Origin of the sequence: Agromyces sp. CCNWLW203 (assembly GCF_036576125.1) — a bacterium.
Classification (GTDB): domain Bacteria; phylum Actinomycetota; class Actinomycetes; order Actinomycetales; family Microbacteriaceae; genus Agromyces.
Map to the genome: position 1 here is coordinate 451,880 of NZ_JAZHYX010000001.1, position 26,797 is coordinate 478,676.

25 protein-coding genes are annotated in these 26,797 nt (G+C 70.4%); 12 read left to right on the top strand and 13 right to left on the bottom strand.

What is annotated here, in order from left to right:
• Positions 1-3 precede the first annotated feature (3 nt).
• From VPH61_RS02050 to VPH61_RS02075, 6 genes are all read right to left on the bottom strand, one after another.
• Entirely contained in the window at positions 4-588 is a 585-nt protein-coding gene (locus VPH61_RS02050) for a GNAT family N-acetyltransferase (protein ID WP_332061856.1), read from the bottom strand.
• A 164-nt stretch (positions 589-752) separates the two neighbouring features.
• A complete protein-coding gene (gene aceB, locus VPH61_RS02055) occupies positions 753-2,462 on the bottom strand; it encodes a malate synthase A (protein ID WP_332061857.1) in 1,710 nt (569 codons plus the stop codon).
• A 57-nt stretch (positions 2,463-2,519) separates the two neighbouring features.
• On the bottom strand, positions 2,520-3,842 hold the full coding sequence (gene aceA / locus VPH61_RS02060) for an isocitrate lyase (protein WP_332061858.1): 1,323 nt from the start codon (positions 3,840-3,842) through the stop codon (positions 2,520-2,522).
• A 401-nt stretch (positions 3,843-4,243) separates the two neighbouring features.
• Complete coding sequence (locus VPH61_RS02065; protein ID WP_332061859.1) at positions 4,244-4,963, bottom strand: hypothetical protein; 720 nt, start codon at positions 4,961-4,963, stop codon at positions 4,244-4,246.
• A 399-nt stretch (positions 4,964-5,362) separates the two neighbouring features.
• Positions 5,363-6,640: a sensor histidine kinase gene (locus VPH61_RS02070; RefSeq protein WP_332061860.1), complete on the bottom strand. Its 1,278-nt coding sequence runs from the start codon at positions 6,638-6,640 to the stop codon at positions 5,363-5,365.
• Positions 6,633-7,301, bottom strand: coding sequence for a response regulator transcription factor (locus VPH61_RS02075; protein WP_332061861.1), 669 nt, complete (start codon positions 7,299-7,301; stop codon positions 6,633-6,635). Before VPH61_RS02075 ends, VPH61_RS02070 begins: the two co-directional genes overlap by 8 nt.
• 153 nt (positions 7,302-7,454) lie before the next feature.
• On the opposite strand from VPH61_RS02075, the gene VPH61_RS02080 reads away from it, so the two are divergent.
• Genes VPH61_RS02080 through VPH61_RS02095 form a run of 4 tightly spaced genes read left to right on the top strand, consistent with a single transcriptional unit; the run spans position 7,455 to position 11,102 of the window.
• On the top strand, positions 7,455-8,036 hold the full coding sequence (locus tag VPH61_RS02080; RefSeq protein WP_332061862.1) for a hypothetical protein: 582 nt from the start codon (positions 7,455-7,457) through the stop codon (positions 8,034-8,036).
• The gene (locus VPH61_RS02085) at positions 8,033-9,196 is read left to right on the top strand and encodes a peptidoglycan-binding domain-containing protein (RefSeq protein WP_332061863.1); all 1,164 of its coding nucleotides are present in this window, start codon (positions 8,033-8,035) and stop codon (positions 9,194-9,196) included. Before VPH61_RS02080 ends, VPH61_RS02085 begins: the two co-directional genes overlap by 4 nt.
• Positions 9,193-9,918, top strand: a complete 726-nt coding sequence (locus VPH61_RS02090; RefSeq protein ID WP_332061864.1) for an ABC transporter ATP-binding protein — start codon at positions 9,193-9,195, stop codon at positions 9,916-9,918. Before VPH61_RS02085 ends, VPH61_RS02090 begins: the two co-directional genes overlap by 4 nt.
• Positions 9,915-11,102 carry an ABC transporter permease gene (locus tag VPH61_RS02095; RefSeq protein ID WP_332061865.1) on the top strand — a complete coding sequence of 396 codons (1,188 nt, stop codon included), beginning with the start codon at positions 9,915-9,917 and terminating at the stop codon, positions 11,100-11,102. Before VPH61_RS02090 ends, VPH61_RS02095 begins: the two co-directional genes overlap by 4 nt.
• A gap of 60 nt (positions 11,103-11,162) precedes the next feature.
• Here VPH61_RS02095 and VPH61_RS02100 read toward each other — a convergent pair whose 3' ends face one another.
• Entirely contained in the window at positions 11,163-11,645 is a 483-nt protein-coding gene (locus VPH61_RS02100) for a hypothetical protein (RefSeq protein WP_332061866.1), read from the bottom strand.
• A 165-nt stretch (positions 11,646-11,810) separates the two neighbouring features.
• Here VPH61_RS02100 and VPH61_RS02105 point away from each other — a divergent pair, with 165 nt between their 5' ends.
• Positions 11,811-12,359 (top strand): cysteine hydrolase family protein, encoded by a 549-nt coding sequence (locus VPH61_RS02105; RefSeq protein ID WP_332061867.1) that lies wholly within the window; start codon positions 11,811-11,813, stop codon positions 12,357-12,359.
• Between the two features lie 61 nt (positions 12,360-12,420).
• On the opposite strand, the gene VPH61_RS02110 is transcribed toward VPH61_RS02105, so the two are convergent.
• Genes VPH61_RS02110 through VPH61_RS02120 form a run of 3 tightly spaced genes read right to left on the bottom strand, consistent with a single transcriptional unit; the run spans position 12,421 to position 14,271 of the window.
• Positions 12,421-12,990 (bottom strand): DUF3618 domain-containing protein, encoded by a 570-nt coding sequence (locus tag VPH61_RS02110; RefSeq protein WP_332061868.1) that lies wholly within the window; start codon positions 12,988-12,990, stop codon positions 12,421-12,423.
• The gene (locus VPH61_RS02115) at positions 12,987-13,493 is read right to left on the bottom strand and encodes a phage holin family protein (protein ID WP_332061869.1); all 507 of its coding nucleotides are present in this window, start codon (positions 13,491-13,493) and stop codon (positions 12,987-12,989) included. The genes VPH61_RS02110 and VPH61_RS02115 overlap by 4 nt, the downstream gene beginning before the upstream one ends.
• Positions 13,483-14,271 (bottom strand): hypothetical protein, encoded by a 789-nt coding sequence (locus VPH61_RS02120; protein ID WP_332061870.1) that lies wholly within the window; start codon positions 14,269-14,271, stop codon positions 13,483-13,485. The genes VPH61_RS02115 and VPH61_RS02120 overlap by 11 nt, the downstream gene beginning before the upstream one ends.
• A gap of 370 nt (positions 14,272-14,641) precedes the next feature.
• Here VPH61_RS02120 and VPH61_RS02125 point away from each other — a divergent pair, with 370 nt between their 5' ends.
• From VPH61_RS02125 to VPH61_RS02145, 5 genes are all read left to right on the top strand, one after another.
• Positions 14,642-15,604 carry a TIGR03557 family F420-dependent LLM class oxidoreductase gene (locus VPH61_RS02125; RefSeq protein WP_332061871.1) on the top strand — a complete coding sequence of 321 codons (963 nt, stop codon included), beginning with the start codon at positions 14,642-14,644 and terminating at the stop codon, positions 15,602-15,604.
• Between the two features lie 142 nt (positions 15,605-15,746).
• Positions 15,747-17,231, top strand: coding sequence for a helix-turn-helix domain-containing protein (locus VPH61_RS02130; protein ID WP_332061872.1), 1,485 nt, complete (start codon positions 15,747-15,749; stop codon positions 17,229-17,231).
• Between the two features lie 119 nt (positions 17,232-17,350).
• Complete coding sequence (locus tag VPH61_RS02135; protein WP_332061873.1) at positions 17,351-18,799, top strand: NAD(P)/FAD-dependent oxidoreductase; 1,449 nt, start codon at positions 17,351-17,353, stop codon at positions 18,797-18,799.
• Positions 18,796-19,170: a cupin domain-containing protein gene (locus VPH61_RS02140; protein ID WP_332061874.1), complete on the top strand. Its 375-nt coding sequence runs from the start codon at positions 18,796-18,798 to the stop codon at positions 19,168-19,170. Before VPH61_RS02135 ends, VPH61_RS02140 begins: the two co-directional genes overlap by 4 nt.
• A 24-nt stretch (positions 19,171-19,194) precedes the next feature.
• Entirely contained in the window at positions 19,195-20,571 is a 1,377-nt protein-coding gene (locus VPH61_RS02145) for an NAD-dependent succinate-semialdehyde dehydrogenase (RefSeq protein WP_332061875.1), read from the top strand.
• Positions 20,572-20,587: 16 nt separating this feature from the next.
• Here the strand turns inward: VPH61_RS02145 and VPH61_RS02150 are convergent, their stop codons facing one another.
• The 3 genes from VPH61_RS02150 to VPH61_RS02160 all read right to left on the bottom strand — a co-directional run bounded on the left by VPH61_RS02150 (position 20,588) and on the right by VPH61_RS02160 (position 23,589).
• Positions 20,588-21,316 (bottom strand): winged helix-turn-helix transcriptional regulator, encoded by a 729-nt coding sequence (locus VPH61_RS02150; protein WP_332061876.1) that lies wholly within the window; start codon positions 21,314-21,316, stop codon positions 20,588-20,590.
• Between the two features lie 11 nt (positions 21,317-21,327).
• On the bottom strand, positions 21,328-21,789 hold the full coding sequence (locus VPH61_RS02155) for a VOC family protein (RefSeq protein ID WP_332061877.1): 462 nt from the start codon (positions 21,787-21,789) through the stop codon (positions 21,328-21,330).
• A gap of 114 nt (positions 21,790-21,903) precedes the next feature.
• Positions 21,904-23,589, bottom strand: a complete 1,686-nt coding sequence (locus VPH61_RS02160; protein WP_332061878.1) for a PucR family transcriptional regulator — start codon at positions 23,587-23,589, stop codon at positions 21,904-21,906.
• A gap of 111 nt (positions 23,590-23,700) precedes the next feature.
• On the opposite strand from VPH61_RS02160, the gene VPH61_RS02165 reads away from it, so the two are divergent.
• Together VPH61_RS02165 and VPH61_RS02170 are read left to right on the top strand one after the other, a co-directional pair.
• The gene (locus tag VPH61_RS02165) at positions 23,701-25,281 is read left to right on the top strand and encodes a CoA-acylating methylmalonate-semialdehyde dehydrogenase (RefSeq protein WP_332061879.1); all 1,581 of its coding nucleotides are present in this window, start codon (positions 23,701-23,703) and stop codon (positions 25,279-25,281) included.
• Positions 25,282-25,306: 25 nt separating this feature from the next.
• Positions 25,307-26,719, top strand: coding sequence for an aspartate aminotransferase family protein (locus VPH61_RS02170; protein ID WP_332061880.1), 1,413 nt, complete (start codon positions 25,307-25,309; stop codon positions 26,717-26,719).
• Positions 26,720-26,797 lie beyond the last annotated feature (78 nt).

Here is a 26,797-nt window from a genome sequence, read left to right on the forward strand (position 1 = left end):
CGGCTACTCGACCGGCGACGGCGCGGCGGCGAGCGGTTGCTCCATCACCCAGTCGTCTTCGACGCGGCCGCCGACGACGAAGTGCTTGTCGCCGACCTTCGCGAACCCGTGGCGCTCGTAGAACGCGATCGCCCGCGCATTCTCCTCGTTGACCCCGAGCCAGATCGTCGCCGCTCCGGCAGCACGCGCCGCGTCGAGCGAGCCTCGCATGAGCGCGGCACCGGCGCCCGTGCCGTGCGACTCCGCGAGCACGTAGACCTTGCTGAGCTCGATCGTCGGGCGTGCCGTGACGGCCCGTGCCGCGTCGGCATCGGCGGGCTCGCCGCCGACGAGCATCGTGTAGCCGAGGAGGCGCGGCGCCTCGGCCCCAGGCAGCTCCGCCACGAGCAGGATGCGCTCAGGGTCGGCGAGGTAGGCCTCGAAGTGATCGACGCCGAAGTTCCTCGCGATGAAGTCGGCGATCGCCTCGGGCGTCGTGTGCGGCGGGCACGCGAGCGGGAACGTCGCCGCGGCGAGCGACGAGAGCGCAGCGGCATCCGCCATCGTGGCGGGCCGGATGCGAACGGTGGAGGTGGTCGACTGGGTCACGAGCACCGATTCTGGCAGAACCGGCGCACACGGCGAAGGGGCCGCCCCGACCGTGGCACCTCCGGGATCACCGGATGCGGTCGGGACGGCCCCCTCGGGCCCTGGCTCACAGGAAGTTCAGTACGACATGATCGTCCCGATTCGGGACTTCCGCGTACTGCCCCTCAGAGGAAGCGCGCGTACGCGCCGACGGTGAGGAAGGTCGGGAACTCGGGCTCGAGCGCGACGCTACGGAACACCGAGATGGCGTCGTCGAAACGGTCGCCCTCGAAGCGCGGCAGGGCGGCGACCGCCTCGGCCATGAGCCGCACGATCGAGGTCTGGTCGATGCGCGTGCCCTCGGCGGTGACGGTGTTCTCGTTCAACCACTGCCAGATCTGCGAGCGCGAGATCTCGGCCGTCGCGGCATCCTCCATGAGGTTGTCGATCGCCGCTGCACCCGTGCCGCGCAGCCACGACTCGATGTAGCGGATCGCGATCGAGACGTTGTCACGCACGCCGCCCTCGGTGACCTCGCCACCGATCGACGGGATGTCGAGCAGCTCGGCCGCCGTCACGTGCACGTCGTCACGCAGGCGGTCGACCTGGTTCGGCCGGTCGCCGAGCACGGCGTCGAACTCGGCGCGGGCCGTCGGGATCAGGTCGGGGTGCGCCACCCACGTGCCGTCGAAGCCGTCGCCCGCCTCGCGGCGCTTGTCGGCCGACACTGCGGCGAGCGCGCGCTCGGTGACCTCTGGGTCGCGGCGGTTCGGGATGAACGCGCTCATGCCGCCGATGGCGTGCGCCCCGCGCTTGTGGCACGTGGCGACGAGCAGTTCGGTGTAGGCCCGCATGAACGGCACCGTCATCGTGATCGCCTTGCGGTCGGGCAGGACCCAGCGGCGGCCCCGCGAACGGAAGGTCTTCACGATCGAGAAGATGTAGTCCCAGCGGCCGGCGTTCAGGCCCGCGCAGTGGTCGCGCAATTCGTAGAGGATCTCGTCCATCTGGAACGCGGCCTGGATCGTCTCGATGAGCACCGTCGCACGCACCGTGCCCTGCGGGATGCCGAGCCGGTTCTGCGCGTAGACGAAGATGTCGTTCCAGAGCTTGGCCTCGCGGTGCGACTCGAGCTTCGGCAGGTAGAAGTACGGCCCGCGGCCGGCGGCGATGAGCGCCTGCGCGTTGTGGAAGAAGTAGAGGCCGAAGTCGACGAGCGAACCCGAGGCGTGCATCGCGCGCCCCGCCCGGTCGTGGAACTTCAGGTGCTTCTCGACGAGGTGCCAGCCGCGGGGGCGCATCACGATCGTCGGCGTCTCCTCCGCCGTGACGCGGTACTGCTTGCCTTCGGGGCTGGTGTACTCGAGCCGGTCGCGCAGCGCGTCGAAGAGGCTCAGCTGACCCTCGATGACGTTCGCCCAGGTGGGGCTCGTGGCGTCCTCCTGGTCGGCGAGCCACACCTTCGCGCCCGAGTTCAGCGCATTGATGGCCATCTTGCGGTCGGTCGGGCCCGTGATCTCGACCCGGCGGTCCTCGAGGCCCGGGCCGGCGCCGGCGACGCGCCAGTCGGCGTTGCTGCGGATCGACTCGGTCTCGGGCAGGAACTTCGGGTCGCGGCCGTTCGCCGCGTCGACCCGGGTCTGCAGGCGCACGGCGAGCAGTTCGTGCCGGGTGCCGGCGAAGCGGTCGTGCAGCTCCGCGAGGAACTGCAGCGCCTCGGGCGTCAGGATCTCGTCGTACCGCTCGCCGAGCGGGGCCGTGACCTCGATGCGCGGTTCGACGGTCTGGAAGCTGCCGGCGGCACGCTTCGGCTGCGAGGTCGAACGGTTCGATGCAGCGGATGCCGCGGCATCCGTTCGCTCTCGTTCGAGCGTCATGCTGGGTGTGGTGTTCATGGTCGTTGCTCCTCTGAGTTCGTAGCCCGCGAGCGGGTCAGTAAGCCCGCGAACGGGTCAGTGGTTGAACTGTTCTTCCTCGGTCGATCCGACGAGGGCGAGGGTTGCGCTGTTGGGGTTCAGCGCGGTGGCGATCTGGTCGAAGTAGCCGGTGCCCACCTCGCGCTGGTGGCGCGTGGCGGTGTATCCGGATGCCTCCGAGGCGAATTCCGCCTCCTGGAGCTCGACGTAGGCCGACATGTGGCGCTCGCTGTAGTCCTTCGCGAGCGTGAACATGCCGTGGTTCAGGGAATGGAAGCCCGCGAGGGTGATGAACTGGAACGCGTAGCCCATCGACGCGAGCTCGCGCTGGAACTTCGCGATCTGGTCGTCGTCGAGGTGGCGCTTCCAGTTGAACGAGGGCGAGCAGTTGTAGCTGAGGCGCTTTCCCGGGAACTTCGCGTGCACGGCTTCGGCGAAGCGGCGTGCGAGGTCGAGGTCGGGCTCGGCCGACTCGACCCAGAGCAGGTCGGCGTACTCGGCGTAGGCGAGACCGCGGGCGATGACCGGCTCGATGCCGTTCTGCACCTCGTAGAAACCTTCGGCCGTGCGCTCGCCGGTGACGAACTGCCGGTCGCGCTCATCGTGGTCGCTCGTGAGGAGGGTCGCGGCGAGGGCGTCGGTGCGGGCGATGATGATCGACGGCACGCCCGCGACATCCGCTGCGAGGCGCGCGGCGTTGATCGTGCGGATGTGCTGGCTCGTGGGAACCAGGACCTTGCCGCCCATGTGGCCGCACTTCTTCTCGCTCGCGAGCTGGTCCTCCCAGTGCACGCCGGCTGCTCCGGCCTCGATCATCTGGTGCATGAGCTCGTAGGCGTTCAGCGGGCCGCCGAAACCGGCCTCGGCGTCGGCGACGATCGGCGCCATCCAGTCGCGGTCGTCGGTGCCCTGCTCGATCTGGCCGGCGCGGAGCAGCGCGTTGTTGATGCGGCGCACGACGGCCGGCACCGAGTTCGCGGGGTAGAGGGACTGGTCAGGGTACGTCTGGCCGCTGAGGTTCGCGTCGGCCGCGACCTGCCAGCCGCTCAGGTAAATCGCCTTCAGGCCCGCGCGAACCTGCTGCACGGCCTGGTTGCCGGTGAGGGCTCCGAGTGCGGCCGACCACTGCGGGTCCTCCTGGGGTGCGAACGCCGTGCCGGTGTTGCGCTGGATGTCCTGCCAGAGCTTCTCGGCGCCGCGCTTTGCGAGCGTGCGCTCCTCGCGGACCGGGCCGCGGAGGGCGATGACGTCTTCCGCGGTGTAGTCGCGGCTGATGTCGTCCCACCGCGGGTTCGCGTCCCACTCGAGCTGCAGCTCGGCTGCGGACTGGGTCTGGTCGCCGGGGCGGTTCGTGCTCATGGTGTTGCTCCTTCGGTGCAGCGGGCGGATGCTTCGTGGTGCTCCCTTCGGCGTCTCACTCGGTGCCGTCGGGGTGGCTGTGCATCAACTCTGCGCTCGCTCGGAGGGGCCCACTCGACGATTGAGGGGGTGAACATTCGGCGTTCTTCTGCGCCCCAGAAGTTCCGCGCTCTCCCTCCCCCCACGCCCATCTCCTACCTGCCCCTCCCTTTCCAGCACCCCTCCCTCAGCACCCCTCTTCCCAGCACCCACCCCTCCCTCCCAGCACCCCTCCCTCAGCACCCCTCCTCCCAGCGCCGAGAGGACGCATCTTGTCGGAACCGCGGCGTCGTTCCGACAAGATGCGTCCTCTCGAACCCCTGCGCGGGCGCGCGCGGCGCGGGGCGGGCGGGCGGGGTCGGTCAGCCTCGCCAGCCACGGTCGCGCAGCGCTCGCTCGGCGCGGGCGACGACCTCGGCGCGCGGCATCCGCTTCGTGATGCGGATGACTCGCCAGTCGTCTTCTGCGAGGTCGTTCAGCCTCGAGACATCCGTCGCCCATTGCTCGGTGTCGAGGAGATGCTGCTCTCCGTCGTATTCGACGAGCACACGGTATGCACGGAAGACCAGGTCGCCGCGAGTACGTCGACCCGACCGGAGCACGATGACGCCGTTCGGCTCGGGCTCGGGCAGGCCGGCGCGCACGAGCAGCAGCCGCATGAAGGTCTCGCGGCGGGAGTACACGTTCGGGCGCATCTGGGCCCGCGCCAGACGGAGGCGGGTCACCCCGCGCCGCCGCCCGTGGCGCGCGATGGCGGCGTCGACCTCGGCGGCCGTGGCAAGTGGTCGCGGCAGTCCGAGCAGACGATCGCCCGCCGCGATGAGGTCGTCGAGCGAGAGCACGCCGGCCAGCTCGCACCATGCATCGGCCGGAGCCGTCATCAGCCTGCCGCGCAGCCCTGCGACGCGTAGCAGTCGGGGGTTCAGCTGCGTGCTCCTGCCGATGACACCTCGGCCGCGGGGCGCTCGCTGACCGTCGAGCGCGGTCACCTCCACCCTGAGGTCTCGTTCGATCGCGGCTGGGAGGGGGATGCCGCAGAGCGCTGCAGCGGTGCGCCCCGAGAAGACGTGGCCCGGCGGCATGATCGTCGCGTACGCGCGGCACCGCCCGAGGAGCGAGTCGGCATCTCGCGGGGAGGAGCGAACACCTCGGAACGGCGTGACGAGCTCGATCGATCGCACGCGGCGTGTCGTCGCACCGGCCTCGAGTGCGGCTCGGACCGTGAAGGGAGCGTTCGTCAGGGCACGAGGAAGCGGGGTTGGCCGACGCATACGCACATCATGCGGGGCTGCCGCGCTCCGGGGTCGTGCAGGCAACCGAACTGTGAGTCATTCGACGTGCTGATGCCCTGGGGAGGCTTCATCACCCCCTCACGCGCCTCGCGAGCGGACGCTACGTGCCGGTATGCGCAGATAGTTCCGACAACTTGCGTCGTCTCGACGAGCGTGCGGCGAGGTGAGGGGTGGGGGTGCGGGGCAGGCTCAGCGCGGGAAGCGCACCGAGGCGCGCAGACCGCCGCCGGCCCGCGGCGAGAGCTCGAGCACCGCATCGTGGCGAGCGGCGATGGCCGCCACGATCGAGAGTCCGAGACCGCGGCCGCGATCGGATGCGTCGCGCGTGCGTCCGCCGCCACGGGTGAAGGGCGCGGTGAGGGTCGCGACCGTCGCGGCGTCGAGCTCTGGCCCGCCGTTCTCGACGACGAGCGACGAGGTGGAGCCCGCGGCATCCGTCTTCACCGTCACGAACCCGCCGGGCTCGTTGTGGCGGATCGCGTTCTGCACGAGGTTCGCCACGAGCTGCCGCAGCAGCACGTCGTCGCCCTCGACGATCACCGGCGCGAGCGACGACGACATCGACGGCGACGGGCTCACCCCTGCCTCCTCGGCCTCCCCCTGCACCTCGTCGATGATCGACGCCGCGACGACGGCGAGATCGACCGGCCCGATCGCCCCCGTCTTCGTCGATTCCACCTCGGCGAGGTCGAGCAGGGCTTCGACGGTGGCGATGCTGCGTTCGTTCATCTCGCGCAGCCGTTCGAGCAGTCGTGAATCGCCGGCCGCGCGCGACGTGATCGCCACATCGAGCATGGTGCGTGTCGTCGCGAGCGGGGTCCTGAGTTCGTGCGACGCGTTCGCGGCGAACCGTCGATCGGCATGCGCCGAGCGTTCGAGCGCCCCGAGCATGTCGTCGAAGGTGTCGGCGAGGTCCGTGATCTCGTCGCGCGGCCCGGCGAGCGAGATGCGGTGGTCGAGGTGGCCGTTCGCTGCGAGGTGCGCCGCACTGTTGACCTGCTGAAGGGGGCGAAGCATGCGCCCGGCGACGAACCAGCCGGCCCAGGCGCCGCCCGCCGCGAGCAGTGCGAGCGCCGCCGCGGAGACCCAAAGCAGCAGCTGCAGGATGTCGGCGCGCGAACTCACGGTGACCGCGGTGGTGCTCGTCGCGGCGAGGAGACCGGGGTCGTAGCTCGGCTGCCAGTACCCCGATGCCATATCGCCGTACACCGCCTCGCCGGACGACACCGCCCCGCTCGTCGCCCCGGGCACCGCGTACAGAGAGTCCGGCGCTGTCGCCGCCGTCAGCGGCACGGCCTCGGCGAATTCGTAGGTCGGAACGAGCCCGACGAAGAACGCGATGATCGCGAGCAGCACGGCGCCGGCGACGGTGAGGAGCACCGCGTAGGTCAGGGCGAGCCGAGCGCGCACGGTGAGGCGGAACGCTCGGGGCACGGATGCCGCGGGGTCACCCACGAAGTCAGCCACGGGCGACGTCGATCGCGTAGCCGGCACCCGGGTCGGTGCGGATCATCCACGGCTCGCCCAGCTTTCGCCGCAGGGTCGAGATCGTCACCTTGACCGAGTTCGTGAACGGGTTCGCGTTCTCGTCCCACGCCTTCTCGAGCAGCGTCTCAGCGCTCACCACGCCGCCGCCGGCGCGCATCAGCACCTCGAGCACCGAGAACTCCTTCCTGCTGAGCCGGACGAATCTCCCCTCGCGGAAGACCTCGCGCCGAAACGGGTCGAGGGTGACGCCGGCGGCCTCGAGCTGCGGCGGCAGCGCGGTGAACCGACGTCGACCGAGCGCGCGAACCCGCGCCACGAGTTCGGGGAACTCGAACGGCTTCGCAAGGTAGTCGTCGGCGCCGAGTTCGAGCCCGCCGACCTTGTCGCCGGTGCGTCGTGCCGCCGTGAGCATGAGGATCGCGGGCCGATGCTCCCGGGAGGCGAGCGCACGGCACACGTCGTCGCCGTGCATGACGGGGAGGTCGCGGTCGAGCAGCACCACGTCGTAGTCGTTGACGTCGACGTTGAAGAGGGCGGCCTCGCCGTCGGCGGTGACATCCGCTGCGATCGCCTCGAGCGCGAGGCCCGCGCGTACGGCTTCGGCGAGGTAGGGCTCGTCCTCCACGATCAACACGCGCACGTCCCGGCCCCTTTCGATTGCGGCATCCGGATCACCAGTGAACCCCGCCGAAGGTAAGGAAAACGTCAGCGCTGCCTTTTACTCCCCTACGACCGCGCTGTGAGTGTGCTGGGTATCGCGTCCACTCGGCGCGATCGAAAGGAAACTCCGCACATGACCACACGCACCCCGCACCGTGCTCGAACGGGCCTCGCGCTCGCGGGCATCGGCCTGCTGCTCGCCGCTCTCACGGCGTGCGCCCCTGACACCGCGGACACGCCCGAGCTCGCCTCGGGCGATTCGGACGCGGCCTACGAAGACTGGTCGATCGACTTCACCGCCTGCATGAAGGGCGAAGGCGTCGACATGAGCATGACCTTCGCCGATGCGAGCGGGAGCGCGAGCAGCGGCGCTCCCAGCGGCGACGTCGAGGTCCACCAGCCCGACCCCGTCGACCCCGGTGAGGTCGACCTCGAGGCGATGGAGGCGGCGCACGAGAAGTGCATCGACGAAGTCGGCGAACCGCCCGTGCCGCCCGGCATGCCCGATGCCGACGAGATGAACGAGGCGATGCTCGCCTTCGCCGCGTGCATGCGCGAGGCCGGTTACGACTACCCCGACCCCGAGATCTCGAACGACGGCGGAGTGGTCGCGATGCAGGCGATGCCCGCCGACGACATCGACCCGGCCGTGATGGAGGCCTGCAACGAGGAGGCCGGATTCCCCGACATGCAGGTCACGGAGTCGAGCGAATGACCGGCGCAGAGCACCCGACGAGCGAGCAGCCGGTCGACACCGTGCATGGCGTCGATGAGGCACCGGATGCCGCGGCTCGCGTTCGCCCGCCGCGGCGCCGCACCCCATGGCTCATCGCCGGGGCGTGTCTCGCCGTGATCGGCCTCGCGGCGACGACGTTCGCCCTGACGCGCCCCGAGGCCTCCGCGTCCGATGGCGGCAGCAGCCGCGGCGGCGGCGGCGACACCGATCTCGCAACGGCGACGGTCGGACGCGGCGACCTGACCGAGCGAGTGCGCCTGAGCGGCAAGCTCGGCTACGGCGATGCCCGCGAACTCGGCACCGGGCTCGGCGGCACCGTCACGTGGCTGCCCGAGCCTGGCACCGCGCTCGACCGCGGCAGCACGCTCTTCCGCGTCGACGACCAGCCGGTCGTGCTGCTCCTCGGCGAGCTGCCCATGTGGCGTGGGTTCGCCGCGGGCATGGACGACGGCCCCGACGTGCTGCAGCTCGAGCAGAACCTCGCCGCGCTCGGCTTCTTCGACCGCGAACCCGACCAGGAGTTCGCGGCGTCGACGGCGTCGGCCATCGAGCAGTGGCAGGAGTCGCTCGGACTCGAGGAGACCGGTGCGATCGAGCCAGGCCGCATCGTCTTCGCGCCGGCGCCGATGCGCGTCGCGGCGCGGAAGGCCTCGATCGGCGACCCCGCCGGCGGCGCGGTCATCACGGTCTCGGGCACCGAGAAGCGCGTGAGCGCGTTCCTCGCCCCGAACCTGAAGGAGATCGCGGTCGTCGGCACCGTCGTGCAGCTCACCCTTCCCGGCGGCCGGGCGACGACCGGCACCGTGACCGCCGTCGGCGCGCCCGTCGAACAGGACGACGGCCAGGGCGGCTCGAAGCTCAAACTGCCCGTGACGATCACGCTCGACGACGCGGCAGCCGCCGACGGCCTCGACCAGGTGACGGTGAGCGGCGAGATCACGGCCGTGAAACGGGAGGACGCACTCGTCGTGCCCGTCGTGGCGCTGCTCGCGCTGCCCGGTGGCGGCTCGTCCGTCGAGGTGGTGCGCGACGGCGAGGTCGAGCAGGTCGTCATCGAACTCGGCGCGTTCGCCGACGGCATGGTCGAGGTCACCGGTGGCGATCTCGAGGCCGGCGACGAGGTCGTGGTGCCGGAATGAGCGGCCCGCTGATCAGCATGTCGGCGGTGACGCGTTCGTACGGGTCGCCGCCGACCGTCGCCCTCAGGCATGTCGATCTCGAGGTCGAGCGCGGTGAGATGCTCGCCATCGTGGGGCCGAGCGGTTCAGGAAAGTCGACCCTCTTGAATCTGATGGGCACGCTCGACCGGCCGAGCTCCGGTGACATCCGCATCGCCGGACACGACACCGGAGCGATGAACGATGCCGAGCTCTCGGCGCTGCGTGCCTACACGATCGGCTTCGTGTTCCAGCAGTACCACCTCGCCGAGGGCGTCAGCGCACTCGACAACGTCGCGACCGGGCTGCTTTACACCGGTGTGCCACTGCGCGAGCGGCGCGCCCGAGCGACCGTCGCGCTCGAGCGCGTCGGACTCGCGGCGAGGGCGCGTCACCGCCCGCGGGAGCTGTCGGGCGGCGAGCGCCAGCGCGTCGCGATCGCGCGCGCCGTCGTCGGCGAGCCGCCGCTCATCCTCGCCGACGAGCCGACCGGGGCCCTCGACACCCGCTCGGGCGCCGGCGTCGTCTCGATCCTCGCCGAGTTGAACGCGGCGGGCACGACGGTCGTCGTGATCACGCACGACCCGCAGGTCGCCGAGCGGATGCCGCGGCAGGTCGCGATCCGCGACGGTGAGCTCGTCGGCGACTCGCGCCCAGACGCTGCACCGGGCTTCGCCGACCGTCTCGTGGGAGCGGCGTCGTGAGCGGCGCCCGTTCGCGCCTGCGCACCGGCGACCTCGTCGGTCTCGGCTTCCACGGGCTGCGGGCGCGGCCGCTGCGCGCGGCCCTCTCGGCGCTCGGCATCGCGATCGGCATCGCCGCGATGATCGCGGTCGTCGGCATCTCCACGTCGAGCGAGGCGCTCGTGAAGGAGCGCCTCGCGTCGCTCGGCACCAACCTGCTGACGGCGTCGGCGGGCTCCGACTTCTTCGGGGAGGACACGGAGCTGCCGGCCGACGCGATCGACCGCGTGCGCCGCATCGCCGGCGTCGAGCAGGCGAGCTGGACGGCGAAGCTCTCCGGCGTCAACGTGTACCGCAGCGCCCACATCGACCCCGGAGCGACCGCCGGCCTCTCGGTCGCCGCCGCCGACCTCGAGCTGCTGGACGCCACGGGTGCGACCGTCGCGGCCGGCGCGTGGCTGAACAGCGCGAACGAGCGCTACCCGGTCGTCGTGCTCGGGGCGAAGGCCGCCGAACGGCTCGGCATCGTGACCATCGGCAGCCAGGTGCTGCTCGGCGGCGAGGAGTTCACGGTCGTCGGCATCCTCGATCGCTCCCCGCTCGCGCCCGAGCTCGACTCCGTCGCGATCGTCGGCGAATCGATCGCGGCTGAGCTCCTGGGATTCGAGGGCTCACCGACGATCATCTACGAACGATCGGCCGACGACCTGGTCGGCGAGGTCCGGGAACTCCTGCCCGCGACGATCGATCCGGAGTCGCCGCACGAGGTGAAGGTGAGCCGGCCCTCCGATGCGCTCGCCGCGAAGAACACGATCGACCAGGCCTTCACGGGCCTGCTCGTCGGCGTGGGCTCCATCGCACTGCTGGTCGGCGGCATCGGCGTGGCGAACACCATGGTCATCACGGTGCTCGAGCGGCGTCAGGAGATCGGGCTCCGCCGCTCGCTGGGCGCGACGCGCGGTCACATCCGCTCGCAGTTCCTCGTCGAGGCGATGCTGCTCGCGCTCTACGGTGGCGTCACCGGCACGGCGATCGGCTGGGCGATCACTGCGGTCGTCGCCGGGGCGAACGGATGGCTCGTGGCGGTGCCACCCGCCGTGCTCGCCGCTGGCGTGGTCGCGACGGTCGTGGTCGGCGCGGTGGCCGGTGCGCTGCCCGCGGCTCGAGCCGCTCGCACCTCGCCGACGGCGGCGCTCAACGCCTGAGCGCACAGAACAGGGGCGGGAGCAATGCTTCCGCCCCTGTTGCGTCAATCAGCGCGAGCGTCAGCCGACGGTCGAGCAGACGGTGACCAGTTCCGTCATGGACGTCTGCAGCGCTCCGGCCTGCTCGCCGATCTTCGTCATGTCGGCGCTGGCCGGGTCGGCCGAGATCGCCGCGATGGTCTCGGAGTAGGCGGTCACGGCTTCGGCTGCGCCCGCAGCCAGCGGCGCGACCTCTTCGTTCGAGATCTGGGCCGATGCCTCGGTGAGTGAGGCCTTCACCGAATCGAACGCGGCGAGCGCGGCCCCGGGGTCGCTCGTGTCGACGCTCGCCAGGCCGGTGAGCTCCTCCATGCTGGTCTTGACGACCTCGCATGCCTCGTCCTTGGTCTGCTCGGCCGGCGCCTCGGCCTCGGGCTTCGTGGCCTCGGCAGAGGTCGCGCCCTTCGTGTCCTCGCCGCCGGCGGTGCCTTGGGCGGCGCAGCCGGTGAAGAGCAGGGCCAGCACGGCGAGCGAGCCGGCGGCGATCAGGCGTGTGGATGTCATCTGTATGGTTCCCCCTCGAATGCGGGTCGATCCGACCCCCGGCCATCTAACCAGTCCCCGCAATCCCCCGACATGGGGAGGGCTCCCCATTGACGCCGTCGAGAACCGCCTACGCCGTGTCGGCAGGACGCCCACGCTCTCCTCGAATCGGCTAGCGTGACTCGCGTGACCCGGACACTCGTCATCATCGACATCCAGAACGACTACTTCGAGGGCGGCGCGCACCCGCTGGTCGGCCCGGATGCGGCCGCCGCCAACGCCGCCCGCCTGCTGGCGTCGCACCGCGAAGACGGCCAGCCCGTCGTGCACGTGCAGCACGTCTGGGATGCCCCCGACGCGACGTTCTTCGCGCCAGGCACGCACGGCGCCGAGATCCACCCGCTCGTCGCGCCCATCGGCGGCGAGCCCGTCGTCGTCAAGGCGAACCCGAATGCCTTTCTCGGCACCGACCTCGACACGCACCTCCGCGCGGCCGGAGCCGACGTCGACGGCGTCGTCATCGTCGGCATGATGTCGAGCATGTGCGTCGACGCGACCGTGCGCGCCGCCGCCGACGCCGGGTACTCCGTGACGGTCGCCCACGACGCGTGCGCCGCTCCCGACCTCAGCTTCGGCGACACTCCGGTGCCCGCTGCGCAGGTGCATGCGGCGTTCATGGCCGCCCTCGATGGCAACTACGCCGAGGTGCTCAGCGTCGACGAACTGCTCGGCTGACCACGACGGGCCCGATGCCGGTCCGGCACCGAGCCCGTCGCGTCATCCGCTCGTCGTCGGCTCACTCCATGCGACGCTCCGCGGCGTGCTTGGCTTCGGCCTGCACTGATGAGGCCGCTGACGCTCCCTCGTCACGCACGGCTTCGACCGCCTCGGCCGCGCGTTCCTTGACGGCCTCGGCTCCTTCCATGGCCGGTTCGCGCAAGTGCTCGACCGACTCCTGGGCCATGTCTCGCGCCTCCTCTACGAGCGGGGCCGCTGCCTCCTTCGCCTTCTCCGCGAGGTCCCGCTCGGGCTTCGATGCCGGGATGAGGGAGGAGGCGAGCCATCCGACACCGAAGGCGATGAGGCCGACGGCGATGGGGTTGCCCTGGGTGGCCGACGCGACCTTCCGCGGCGCTCCGGCCACGGCCTCGCCGGCCGAGTCGACCGCCGACTCGGCCGAGTCGACCACGTCGGATGCCGTGCCCATGACCCGGTCGGTCAGTCGGCCGATCGCGTTTCGCATCCGGTCGCCCTGGCGGTGGGCCATCTTCGCCGGATTCACCTTGTCGGCGAGCGCATCGACGTCGCTGCCGAGTTCTCGTCGCGTCCGCTCGATGTCCGAGCGGATCAGTTCGGGGTCGCTCATCGGTTCTCCTCATTTCTCCTCAGCGTCTCGGGTATCTTCTTGACGCTCTCGACGGTCTCGGGGATGCCCTCGACGCTGTCGAACTCCTTCTTGCCGACGACCACCAGCACGACGGCCACGACGGCCCAGATGGCGGCGACGACGACGGCCGACCAGGCGTTGCCGATCCAGTAGCCGAGTCCCCACCAGAGCGCGATCGAGAGGAACAGCACCGCGAGCAACCCGGCGATGCCGGCGCCGCCGTACATGCCGGCACCCTTGCCGGCCCGCTTCGCCGACCGCGAGATCTCAGCCTTGGCCAGTTCGACCTCCTGCCGCATGAGCAGGGAGACGTCGCGGCTGATCTCAGCGAACAGATCGCCGAGCGAGGTCGTCTCAGCGTGCACTTCGGAGGGCGTGGGCGACGATGAGGGCAGATCGGCGGATGCCGCAGGCTCGCCCGCTCTCGGATCGGCCGAGCCCAACCGCGCATCGTGCGCGCCGATGCGACGTTCATCGGTCATCGTGCCCGCCTCCTCCAGTTGCGCCGACCGAAGGTGCACCCACCGGTTCGGCCTGGTCCGAGCCGAGCGTTCGAGCTCCCGGTGTGGCGGCGGGCGCCGCGCCCGAACCCGGTGCACCCGAGCCGGCCGTTCGTGACGCCGACGCAGCGGACCCATGCTCGGGCGGCGTCGCGAGCGCCCGCGTCAACCGTCCGACGATGACGCCGGCTCCGACCGCGATCGCGAGGAAGGCTCCCGGTCGCCGGCGGGCGAACGACTTCGCTTCCTGTACGAGGGAACCGGGGTCGCGTGCATCGAGCCATCGGGCGACGTCGTCGGCCCGCCGGCCCGCTTGCCGCACGAGGTCGGTGGCGTAGCCCGGCTCGCTGGAGTCTTCGGCCATCTGCGTGAACTGTGCTCCCGCGGTGCGAAGGCCGCCCGCCACCCGCTTCTGCTGCAACGACGCTTGCTCGCGCAACTCGGTGGTGACATCGTCGGCGAGGCGGCGAGCCTGCTCCGCGGTCTCCTCGACGACGGCCTTGCCTTCCTCCTTGGCGACGTCGGCCACGTGGTGGCCTGCGTCGCCGGCATCGGAGACGACCGAAGCTGCATCGTCGGCAAGCGACGACGACGTGCCCGCGGCAGTCGAGCCGTCAGAACCGGTGGTGGCCGCTCCCGAGTAGCCACGGCTCGTGTCGGAACCGCCTCCGGGGCTCCTTCCGGCACCGGCGTCGACATCACTCGTGGAGCGGATCGCCTCCGAGCCGTCCGAGTGCTGGGATGGGGTGTTCTCGGTCATCTTGCTCTCGCTTCCGTGGTGTCGGTGCAGCGTCGATCGATGCCGGTTCGGCGTCGGTTCGGGCCGTCGGGTGGGCCGGCATCGGAAGGGGTGACGGGGTCGACACCGGCTGATGCGCGCAACGTTAGATCGGTGGTCCTCTCACGAGAAGGGACTTGCGCGGCCGACCCCCGCGGCGTATAACGCAGGCGACCGCGCGATCGTGTTCGGGTCGGCCGGGCGCGGCGCGGCGCGGCCGACGCATTGTCGTCGCTGCCGGTGCCGGGCGCAACCGCCTTCCAGGCAGTCCCGCGCCCGCGTAGCGTCGCCCACATCGACGGCAGGGTCGCGCGCGCCGGCTCGACAGCGCAGCGTCCAGCGAGGAGAAGCGATGATTCGATACGGATACAAGCTGTCTGCAGAAGGCTTCGCTCCGGCAGAACTGGTTCGCCAGGCCGAGCTCGCAGAGCGGAGCGGATTCGACTTCGTCGAGATCAGCGACCACTTCCACCCCTGGCTCGACTCTCAGGGGCACTCGCCCTTCGCGTGGAGCGTGCTCGGTTCGATCGCGGCGAAGACGACGCGGCTCGGGCTCGCGACCGGGGTCACGTGCCCGACCGTGCGCTACCACCCGGCGATCGTCGCCCAGGCGGCCGCTACGCTCGGGCTCCTCTCCGACGGCCGGTTCACACTCGGCCTCGGTTCCGGCGAGCGCCTGAACGAACACGTCGTGGGGCGCGGCTTCCCGGCGGTGGCCGAGCGGCAGGACATGCTGCGTGAAGCGATCGAGATCATCCGCCTGCTGTGGTCGGGCGGATACCGATCCTACCGAGGCGAGTACCTCGATCTCGAGGACGCCCGCGTCTTCGACCTTCCCGACCCGCTTCCCGCCATCGCGGTGGCGGCAGGCGGACCTGACGCCGCAGAGATCGCCGCCGAACTCGGCGACGGCCTGTTCGGCACGGAGCCGAAGTCGGCGCTGCTGGAGGCGTACCGTGCGGCCGGCGGCAGTGGGCCGAGGTACGGCGAGGTGGGTCTCGCGTGGGCGGAGACCGAGGAGGCGGCGGTCCGGTCGGCCTTCGAGACGAGCCGCTGGTCGCTCACCGGCTGGAAGGTCATGAGCGAGCTCCCGAATCCCGCCAACTTCGAGGCGGCAGCGCAAGTCGTCAGGCCTGAGGATGTGGCGAGCGCGATGCCCTGCGGCCCCGATGTCGCGAAGCACCTCGACGCGATCCGCGGGTACGAGGAGGTCGGCTACGACCACGTCGTGCTGTCGAACAACGGGCCCGATCCAGACGGGTTCATGGACTTCTTCGCGAACGAGTTGAAACCGCGGTTGAGTCCGTCTGCCTGAGCCGCATCCGTCGCAGAATCTCGGTCTTTCACCGTCAGAATCGACGTGGCCGAGGCTGAATCCGCGAAACCGCCGGCGAATGGCGGAACTTTCGCGGTTTTTCCGTTTGCGGCATCCGATCGCCCGTGTCACCATCGAAGGCATGATCACCGCGGATCGCAGCGCGAACCCCTCCCCCGACCTCGCCGAGTCGAGCGCCGACGAGGTCGACGCGCTCACGCTCGGCCGCCGCATCCGCGACCGCCGAACGGCTCGCGGCATGACCCTCGGCGAGCTCGCCGCCGCGATCGACCGTGCACCGTCGCAGGTCTCCGCCATCGAGAACGGCAAGCGCGAGCCGCGGCTCTCGATGCTGCGCACGATCGCTCTCGCCCTCGGTACGAGCGTCGATGAACTGCTCCGAGCGGATGCCCCTTCTGAGCGCGCGGCTCTCGAGATCGCCGTCGAACGCGCTCAGCGCGGGCCGGTGTTCGCGGCGCTCGGCCTGCCGTCGTTCCGCGTGGCGAAGGGCATGAACGACCAGACCCTGCAGACGATCCTGAGCCTGCACAACGAGATCGACCGACTGCACCGCGAGCGCGCGGCCACTCCTGAAGAGGCGCGCCGCGCGAACGCCCAGCTGCGCGACGAGATGCGGGCCCGCGACAACTTCTACCCCGAGCTCGAGGCGAAGGCCGCCGAGCTGCTCGAAGCGGTCGGCCACACGGGCGGCCCGGTCTCGCACCAGCTGGTCGCCGACATGGCGAGCCACCTCGGCTACTCGTTGCACTACGTGGGCGACCTGCCGCACTCCACGCGCTCGGTGACCGACAAGCGCAACGGCCGCATCTACCTGCCGACGCAGCAGTCGCCGTCGCGCGACTCGCGCTCCCCGATCCTGCAGGCGCTCGCGAGCCACCTGCTCGGTCACGAGGAGCCCCGCGGCTACGCCGACTTCCTGCGCCAGCGCATCGAGACGAACTACCTGACCGCCGCGATCCTGCTGCCCGAGCAGGCCGCCGTGCGCTTCCTCACCGAGGCGAAGAACCTGCGTCGCATCTCGATGGAGGAGCTGCGCGACGCCTTCGCCGTCTCGTACGAGACCGCAGCGCACCGGTTCACCAATCTCGCGACCGCTCGGCTCGGCATCCCCGTGCACTTCACGAAGGTGCACGAGTCGGGCACGATCATCAAGGCCTACGAGAACGACCGTGTGCGGTTCCCGAGCGATGCGCTCGGCGCGATCGAGGGAACGACGATGTGCCGCAACTGGACGGCCCGCACCGTCTTCGACGTCGAGGACCGCTTCAGCCCTTGGTACCAGTACACCGACACCCCGTCGGGCACCTTCTGGTGCACCTCGCGCATCGAGAAGGCGAAAGAGGGCGAGTACTCGGTCTCGGTCGGCGTGCCGTTCGAGCACGTGAAGTGGTTCCGCGGGCGAGAGACACCGCATCGTGCGGTTTCGCGATGCCCCGACCCCGCATGCTGCCAGGCGCCGACCGGGCTCGCCGATCGATGGGCGGATGCCTCGTGGCCCGCCGCGCGCACCCCGACGAGCCTGCTCGCGGCATTGCCGACCGGCACGTTCCCCGGCGTCGACCAGACCGAGGTGTACCAGTTCCTGGAGGCGCACTCCCCGAGCTGAGCCGGTCGAGGAGCGGGCAACCTGTCCGGCCGCGAACCGATGTCGAGACACGCCGAACTGGCGCACGCGCAACCCCCGCGGAAGGATGGAAGCACCACAACCGCATCGGAGTGATACCCGTGGGCACCACCGTCTTCGAACGACAGAAGCCGCCGGCATCCGTCATCGCCCGTTCGCTCGAGAACACCGCCCGGTCGGTGTTCTGGCTCGACGACCTGCCCGAGGGGGCTGTCGGCGGTCGACCGAAGCTCACGGGCGACCACGTCGCCGACCTCGTGATCGTCGGCGGCGGGTACACGGGCCTCTGGTCGGCGGTGCTCGCGAAGCACCGCAACCCCGGGGCGCACATCGTGCTCGTCGAGGCGAAGAGCATCGGCTGGGCGGCATCCGGTCGGAACGGCGGGTTCTGCGAGGCGAGCCTTACCCACGGCGACGAGAACGGCCAGGCTCGCTGGCCGAAGGAGATGCCGACGCTGCACCGCCTCGGCATGGAGAACCTCGACGCGATCGAGGCCGCAGAGGCCGAGTACGGCATGGACTTCCACTTCGAGCGCACCGGCATGCTCGCGCCCGCGATCGAGGAGCACCAGGTCGAGTGGCTGCGCGACTGGCACGCCGAGGCCGTGAAGCACGGTGAAGAAGGCGTCGTCTTCCTCGACCAGGAGGCGATGCAGGCCTCGGTCGCCTCGCCGACCTACCTGGCCGGCATCTGGGAGCAGCGCACGAACGCGATGGTGCACCCGGCACGACTCGCGTCCGAGCTCGCCCGCGTCGCCGAAGAGCTCGGTGTCGAGATCTTCGAGCACTCCCCCGTCAAGCGCATCGACACTCCCGGCTCGACCGGTGCCGTCTCGGTGATCACCGAGGGCGGCCACGTCGACGCCGCGCACGCCGTGCTCGCGACGAACGTCTTCCCCTCGCTCCTGAAGCGCAACCGGCTCATGACGGTGCCGGTCTACGACTACGTGCTCATGACCGAGCCCCTGTCGGAGCAACAGCTCGCCGACATCGGCTGGAAGGATCGCCAGGGCATCGGCGACATGGCCAACCAGTTCCACTACTACCGGCTCTCGAAGGACAACCGCATCCTCTTCGGCGGCTACGACGCGATCTACAACTACGGCCGCAAGGTGCGCTCGGAGTACGAGAACCGGCCCGAGAGCTGGCAGAAGCTCGCGAGCCACTTCTTCACGACCTTCCCCCAGCTCGAGGGCCTGCAGTTCAGCCACCAGTGGGCGGGCGCGATCGACACGAGCACCCAGTTCACGGCGTTCTTCGGCACCGCGCGCGACAACCGTGTCGCGTACGCCGCCGGCTTCACCGGCCTCGGCGTCGGCTCGACCCGCTTCGCGGCCGAGGTCATGCTCGACCTGCTCGAGGGCCGCGACAACGAGCGCACGCAGCTCGAGATGGTGCGGAAGCGCCCGTTGCCCTTCCCGCCCGAGCCGGCCGCGTCGATGGGCATCAACGCGACCCGCTGGTCGCTCGACCGTGCCGACCACAACCGCGGCAAGCGCAACATCCTGCTGAAGACCCTCGACGCACTGGGCCTCGGGTTCGACTCATGAGCGACGACCTGCGCCTGCTGGCCGGCGCGTTGACGGATGCCGCGGGGCTCGTGCTCGACCACGAACCCGTGCCGGCCGACCAGGTCGTCGCGGGCGCGCCCGCGACCGGATACGTCGCCCTCGACTCGTCGGATGCCGGCGAGATCGGCGTGTGGGAGATGACGCCCGGCGCGATGCGCGACGTCGAGGTCGACGAGGTCTTCGTCGTGCTGTCGGGCGCCGCCACCGTCGAGTTCGAGACGGCGCCGACCGGGCGCGGTCACCTCGACCCGATCATCCTGGCCCCGGGCGCCGTCGTGCGACTCGAGGCGGGCATGAAGACGATCTGGACCGTGCGCGAGACGCTGCGCAAGGTGTTCATCTCGCGCTGAGGCGCAACCGAAAGGGATCAGGCAATGGCGAAGTACCGAGTTCAGAACCCCGCGACCGGCGAGCTCGTCGAGTCGTTCGACGTGGCGACCGACGTGGAGATCGAGCAGACCCTCGCGACGGCGGATGCCGCGTACCGCGAGTGGCGCGATCGCAGCGTGCAGGAGCGCGCAGCGGCGGTCAAGCGAGTGGCGGAGCTGTTCATCGAGCGCAAGGACGAACTCGCGCGGCTCATCGCCGTCGAGATGGGCAAGTCGCTCGCCGAGTCGGCCGACGAGGTCGAGTTCGCCGCCTCGATCATCGACTACTACGCCGTCTACGGCCCGGGTCTGATCACCGACCAGGAGATCCCGAGCACGATCCCCGGCAAGGCGACCATCGAGCACCTGCCCGTCGGCGCCCTGCTCGGCGTCATGCCGTGGAACTTCCCGTACTACCAGGTGGCCCGGTTCGCGGCGCCCAACCTCGTGCTCGGCAACACGATCATCCTGAAGCACGCCGACATCTGCGCGCGCTCGGCGCTCGCGGTGCAGGAGATCATGGAGGAGGCCGGAATCCCGGTCGGCGGCTACCAGAACGTCTTCGCCTCGCACGACCAGATCGCGACGATGATCGCCGATCCCCGTGTGCAGGGCGTCTCGCTCACCGGCTCCGAGCGCGCGGGCGCCATCATCGGCGCGCAGGCCGGGCAGCACCTCAAGAAGTGCGTGCTCGAGCTCGGCGGCATCGACCCGATGGTCGTGCTCGACGCCGACGACGTGGCGAGCGTCGCGAAGGCGGCCTGGGACTTCCGCGTCTACAACGGCGGCCAGGTGTGCAACTCGAACAAGCGCCTGATCGTGATGGACGACATCTACGACGAGTTCGTCGCCGAGCTCCGCCGTCTCGCCGATGGGCTCGAGCCGGGCGACCAGCTGAACCTCGGCGAGGGGCAGTTCGTACCGATGTCGTCGCGCGCGGCCGCCGAGACCGTGAACGCCCAGGTGCAGAAGGCCGTCGCCGCCGGCGCGTCCCTCGAGGCGGGCGGCGTGCTGTCCGACGGCCCCGGTGCGTACTTCTCCCCCGCCGTGCTCACCGGAGTGCCCCGCGACTCCGAGTCGTACCGCGAGGAGATCTTCGGCCCGGTCGCCACCGTCTACCGCGTGCACAGCGACGAGGAGGCGCTCGAACTCGCGAACGACTGCGACCTCGGCCTCGGCGGCTCGGTGTTCTCGACCGACGAGGCACGCGCGGCCCGCGTCGCCTCTCGGCTCGAGGTCGGCATGACGCACGTGAACATCATCGCGGCCGAGGCGGCCGAGCTGCCCTTCGGCGGCGTGAAGCGCTCGGGGTTCGGGCGCGAGATGGGCCCGGTCGGCATCGGCGAGTTCGCCAACCGACGTCTGTCGTTCGTCGCGAAGTAGCCGCGGTGGCGTGGTTCTACGCCGCCGCTGCGGCCGCGTCGCCGGCGGGCCCCGCCGGTTCGATGCGAAACGTGAGCCCGAATCGCGCGAGCAGTTCCGCGTCGCCGGCGAGCACGACTGCGCCGACACCCGCGCCCGCACTCGCCGAGTCGCCGGCGAGCACTCCACGGAGCGCTGCCGGTTCGACCTGCAGCTCGAGCACGGCCGACGGCACCGGCTCGAAGGCCGACCGCCGTCGCGGTTGCTGCAGCGCACCGGGCCCGACCGGCACGACGTCGAGCGTGGCGCCGACGACGATTGCGGACACCGAGACTTCGCCCACGTGCAGCACGTACTCGGTGGGTGGGAGCGACGCCGCGGCATCCGCTCGGAATGCGGCGCGCAAGCCGACCACGAGCGCGTCGTGCGTGACCGTCTCGCCCTCTGCGGGCTCGCCGAGCACCGACCAGCCCCAGCGCGCGAGGGCGATGACGACCGGTTCGAGCTCACGCCCGAGCGGGGTCAGCTCGTACCCGCCGCGCACGGTCGGCACGCGCCGCACGACGCCCGACTCCTGCAGCTCTTTGAGCCGGTCGCTCAGGATGTTGGTCGGGATGCGCGGCAGACCCGCCTTCAGGTCGCCGTAGCGGCGCGGCCCCACGAGCAGGTCGCGGACGATGAGCAGCGCCCATCGATCCCCGACCCGCTCGAGAGCACGAGCCACTCCGTCGTACTGGCCGAAGCCGCGCACCCCGCGTGTCGCCATGCGGTCGCGCGTCAGGCCGTGGCCGACGGCGCAACGGCGCCCTGCTCGGCCAAGTGGGCGTCGGGCCCCTGCTCTGCAGCCGACGGGTCCATGTAGAGGAACCCGAGGATGTTGCCGTCGGGGTCTTCGAGGTCGCGCGAGTACATGAAGCCGTAGTCCTGCGCCTCGCGCGGCTCGGTGCCGCCGGCGGCGAGCCCCGTGGCGAGCACCGCGTCGACCTCGTCGCGCGAGTCGCGGGTGAACGCGATGCTCGTCTGCGCGTGCGTCTTCGGGTCGATGATCTGCTTGTCGGTGAAGGTGCCGAGGTACTCGCGCGTGAGCACCATGAAGTAGATGTTCTCGTCGAGCACGACGCAGGCGGCGTTCTCGTCGGTGAAGTTCGGGTTGATGCTGAACCCGAGCGCCTCGTAGAAGCTCTTGGAGCGCTCGAGGTCGGTCGTGGGCAGGTTCACGAAAATGCTGGTCGCGGTCATGATCGCCTCCATGGGATCGTCGGTGGTACCGGATGCTTCGCCACTAGCTTGCTCTTTGCAAGTGCACTTGTCAATAGCAAGTAGAACGAAGATTCCATCCGCTCCGGAATCCGCTCAGCGCACGACGCTCCGCCGCACGAGCAGAGCCAGGTGCAACGCCGTCAGCGTCTCACCGTCGTCGAGGTCGACGCCGAGCAGGTCGCCGATGAGTGCGAGCCGCTGATAGAACACCGAACGCGAGAGATGCGAAGCGGATGCCGCGGCCGTGCGGTTGCCCGGATGCGCGAGCACCGCGCCGAGCACGTCGAGCAGGTCGCCCTTGCGCGCGAGGTCGTAGTCGATCAGCGGCTCGAGCATGCGCTCGCCGTGCTCGAGCAGCCGGTGGTCGTCACGGAGCGCGGTCACGAGGCGCATGAGCGGGCGGTCGTCGGAGCGTCGCACGATCGGTCCGCGCGCAGATCGGGGCGCGGGTCCACGGGCCAGGTCGATGGCCTCCTGCACCGAACCCAGCAGCGCGTCGAGACCGCTCGCCTCGGAGCCGACCGCGAGCACGAGCCGATCGAGCACCGCCGCGTCGCCGGCGGCGAGTGCGGCCGCGAAGGCTCGCACTGCGGCATCGTCGAAGCTGCGAGACGCCGGCAGCGACAGCAGCACGATCGTCGCCGAGGGTGTCGCAGCACCCTCGGGAGCCGCCCCGGCGAGCGCCCGCCCGCCGAGGTCGCGAGCCGCGGCATCCGCTACCGAAGCCGTGATGACGCCGCCGGTGATCACGACGCCGAAGAGTCGCGCTCCTTCGAGCGGAAGGCCCGCGGCCTCGATGCGCGCGGATGCTGCGGGCAGTCCGGCGAACCGCCCGTCGAGCAGGCCGTCGACGAGTCGCTGACGCCCGATGCGCACCCACTCGTCGGCGGCGCCGTCGGCGAGCCGCCCGAGGGCGAGTGCGATCGCGCCCTGCTCGAGCACACTGATGCTGCCCGCCGGATGCGCCGGCCCCGGCAGCGCGATGAGATGACCCCAACGGATGCCGCGTGCCTCGACCGGCACGATCAACCACTCGTCAGCGGCGGCGGCGGCGCCCGCGCCCGAGCCGCCGAGGCGCCGCTGCTCGTCGTGACGGCGATGCGCCGCCCTCGACCGGGTCTCCCAGCGGGTGAAGAGCTCGACCTCGGCGGCGAGCGGCACCTCGGCAGCGACGACCTCGTGGGCGAGGTTCTCGAGCACGACCGCGGCGCCGAGCGTCTGGGCGAGCTGCTGCACGATGAAGTCGGGCGGCGATCCGCGGAGGGCGAGCGCGGTGAACCGCTCGCGCACCTCGTCTCGGGCCCGGAGCGCGGCGGTCTGCACCGAGATGATGCGACTGTGCACCGCCTCGGTCAGGGCGACGAACTTCACCTCGCGGTGCAGGGCGACGAGGGCGAGTCCGTGCTCGCGAGCGGCCGCCTCGACCACGGCCGGCACGTAGCGGTAGTGCACGCCGAGCTCGAGCACGAGGCCCGCGACACCGACGTCGACGAGACCGGCGATGAAGGCCGCGAGCTCGCGGGGGTCGGTCGGCCACCCGGATCCGGTCGAGAGCAGCAGCTCCCCGCCGTTCAGGAGTCGGGCAACGCCCGCACTGTCGGAGACGTGCGCCCAGCGCACGTGCGCGTCGAGCGCGTCACCGCCCGAGAGCACTTCGGGGATCCCCTGCGCGACCGCAGGAATCGTGAGGATCTCGCGCACGGTCGGCAACCCGTCGTCGGCCGGATCGAGCACCGGACGGTTCGTCTGAATCGCCTCATCTTCGCGACGATCTGCCACCGGATGCACCATTCTTCCTCTGTCACACTGGGAATACGAAGCATAGTCGACGTCGGCCAGTCTGTCCGGCTTCGGCGAGAACCGACCGCCGCCCAACCGAAGGAACCGCCAATGAGCATCACCGAGACCGCCTCTTCGCCGGCATCGGCACCCGACGTGCCACTGATCGGCCACTGGGTCGACGGTGCGCTTCGCGCATCGACGTCGGGCCGCACCGCTCCGGTCTACAACCCCGCGACCGGCGCCGTGCAGGCCGAGGTCGCGCTCGCCGACCAGACGGAGATCGACGCGGCGATCGCGTCGGCGCAGGCCGGGTTCGCGGTGTGGAGCAGCTTCTCGATCGCGAAGCGGCAGGGCGTGCTGTTCGCCTTCCGCGAGCTGCTGAACTCGCGCAAGGGCGAGCTCGCCGCGATCATCACCGCCGAGCACGGCAAGGTCGTCTCCGACGCGATGGGCGAGATCCTGCGCGGCCAGGAGGTCGTCGAACTCGCCACCGGTTTCCCGCACCTGATCAAGGGCGCCTACTCCGAGAACGTCTCGACCGGCATCGACGTCTACTCGCTGAAGCAGCCGCTCGGCGTGGTCGGCATCATCAGCCCGTTCAACTTCCCGGCCATGGTTCCGATGTGGTTCTTCCCGATCGCGATCGCCGCGGGCAACGCCGTGATCCTGAAGCCGAGCGAGAAGGACCCTTCGGCCGCGCTCTGGATCGCACAGCTCTGGGCCGAGGCCGGCCTGCCCGACGGCGTCTTCACCGTGCTGCAGGGCGACAAGCTCGCCGTCGACGGACTCCTCACCTCCCCGGTCGTGCAGTCGATCTCGTTCGTCGGCTCCACCCCGATCGCCCAGTACATCTACGAGACCGCGTCGAAGCACGGCAAGCGGGTGCAGGCCCTCGGCGGCGCCAAGAACCACATGCTCGTACTGCCCGACGCCGACCTCGACCTCGTCGCCGACCAGGCCGTGAACGCCGGGTACGGTGCCGCCGGCGAGCGCTGCATGGCGATCTCGGTCGTGCTGGCCGTCGAGCCCGTGGCAGACGAGCTGATCACCAAGATCAGCGAGCGCATCGCGAAGCTGAAGATCGGCAACGGCGCAGGCATCGATGCCGGCGACGGCACGCTCAGTGAGCCCGACATGGGCCCGCTCATCACCGGGGTGCACCGCGACAAGGTGTCCTCCTACGTCGACATCGCCGAGAGCGACGGGGCGAAGATCGTGGTCGACGGCCGCGGTTTCACCGTCGACGGGCATGAAGAGGGCTTCTTCTTCGGCCCGACCCTGATCGACGACGTGCCCACCACTTCGCGGGCGTACACCGAGGAGATCTTCGGCCCGGTGCTCTCGATCGTCCGCGTCGCCACGTACGACGAGGGTCTCGACCTCATCAACTCGGGCCAGTTCGGCAACGGCACCGCGATCTTCACCAACGACGGCGGTGCTGCACGCCGGTTCCAGAACGAGGTGCAGGTCGGCATGATCGGCATCAACGTGCCGATCCCGGTGCCCGTCGCGTACCACTCCTTCGGTGGCTGGAAGCAGTCGCTGTTCGGCGACGCGAAGGCCTACGGCACCCACGGCTTCGACTTCTTCACCCGCGAGAAGGCCGTGACCGCCCGCTGGATCGACCCGGCCACTCGCAACGACGCAGCCCACGGCGGCATCAACCTGGGCTTCCCCCAGAACCACTGATCGTTTCGCGCTGAGGAGCAACCGCATGACCGACACCATCACCGCCGAGACCGAAGCGGTCTACACCGACCGCTTCGGCACGGTGCATCCGCTGCCCGACGCCGCAGCCGAGGCGCAGGTGCGCGCCGAGGACCGCACGCACGTGTTCCACTCCTGGAGCGCGCAGGCGCTCATCGACCCGCTGCCCATCGCCGCGGGCGAGGGCTCGACCTTCTGGGACTACCAGGGCAACGCCTACCTCGACTTCTCGTCGCAGCTCGTGAACCTGAACCTCGGACACCAGCACCCCGACCTCGTCGCCGCGATCCAGCAGCAGGCGGGTCGCCTCGCGACCATCCAGCCGTCGATGGCCTCGGATGTGCGTAGCGAACTCGCTCGTCGCATCGTCGAGGTCGCCCCGGGCGACCTCGACAAGGTGTTCTTCACCAACGGCGGCGCCGACGCCAACGAGTACGCCGTGCGCATGGCCCGCGCCGTCACCGGTCGCCGCAAGGTGCTCTCGATGTACCGCAGCTACCACGGCGGCACCGCGACCGCGATCTCGCTCACGGGCGACCCGCGCCGCTGGGCGAACGAGCCGAGTGACGGCAGCGTCGCTCACTTCATGGGCCCGTACGCGTACCGTTCGTCGTTCCACTCGGAGACCCCCGAGCAGGAGGCCGAGCGCGCGCTCGCCCACCTCGAGCAGCTCATCGTGCTCGAGGGCGCCAGCACGATCGCCGCGATCATCATCGAGACGATCGTCGGCACCAACGGCGTGCTCGTGCCGCCGCCGGGCTACCTGCGGGGTGTTCGTGCATTGTGCGACACGTACGGCATCGTCTACATCGCCGACGAGGTCATGGTCGGCTTCGGCCGCATCGGCGAGTGGTTCGCGGTCAACGCGTTCGACGTCGTGCCCGACCTCATCACCTTCGCGAAGGGCGTGAACTCGGGCTACGTGCCGCTCGGCGGCGTGGTCATCTCGCAGAAGATCGCCTCGCACTTCGACACGGTCGCCTTCGCGGGCGGGCTCACGTACTCGGGCCACCCGCTCGCGTGCGCCGCCGGCGTCGCGACGTTCGAGGTGTTCGAGCGCGACGGCATCCTCGAGCGCGTGCGCGACCTCGGCTCGCGCGTCGTCGAGCCGCGTCTTCGCGAGATCGCGGCGAAGCACCCGTCGGTCGGCGAGATCCGCGGTGCCGGCCTGTTCTGGGCGATCGAGCTCGTGCGCGACCCTGCCTCGCGCGAGCCCCTCGTGCCCTTCAACGCGGGCGGGGCGGATGCCGCGCCGATGGCGGCCGTCGCCGCCGCCTGCAAGCAGGCGGGCCTCTGGCCGTTCATCCACTTCAACCGGATGCACGTCGCACCGCCGCTCGTCATCACCGAGGACGAGCTCGTTCGCGGGCTCGACATCATCGATGAGGCGCTGACGATCGCCGACGGCTACGTCGTCTGACGCACGCTCACGCGCCCTGCACGATGCAGGGGATTCTGCGGCACAGGGGCTCACCAGCTCCCATGTCCGGGAATCCCC